This window comes from Burkholderia sp. Bp9099, from assembly GCF_003857805.1.
Taxonomy (GTDB): domain Bacteria; phylum Pseudomonadota; class Gammaproteobacteria; order Burkholderiales; family Burkholderiaceae; genus Burkholderia.
This window is the reverse complement of sequence record NZ_QTPU01000110.1, coordinates 1-417: the sequence shown is the minus strand read 5'-3', so window position 1 is coordinate 417 and position 417 is coordinate 1. Positions and strand designations below refer to the sequence as shown.

Sequence of the window (417 nt, the reverse complement as noted above, 5' to 3'; positions counted from 1 at the left end):
GATGATGCCGAGCGACGCGATGTTCAGCACGATCTCGAACACGCTCGACGGCACGAGATAGTTGAGCAGCACGCCGACCACGTAGATCGCGACCGTCACCAGAATGCCCGCGTACGGCACGGATTGCGCGCTCATTCGGCCGAGGAACGCCGGGGCCGAGCCGCCCATCGACAGCGAACGCAGCACGCGCCCGGTCGAATACAGGCCCGAGTTGAGGCTCGACAGCGCCGCCGTCAGCACCACCAGGTTCATCACCGAGCCGATGCCCGGCACGCCGAGCGCGCCGAAGAACGTGACGAACGGGCTCTGGCCCGCCTTGTACGCGCTCCACGGCAGCAGGCAGACCAGCAGCACCACCGACGCGACGTAGAAGATCGCGATGCGCCAGATCACGTTGTTGATCGCGCGCGGCAGCAC

1 pseudogene is annotated in these 417 nt (G+C 66.7%); it reads right to left on the bottom strand.

Features of this window, described 5'->3' with window-relative positions:
- Positions 1-417: pseudogene (locus DIE17_RS37150) on the bottom strand (amino acid permease); the annotation flags it as partial.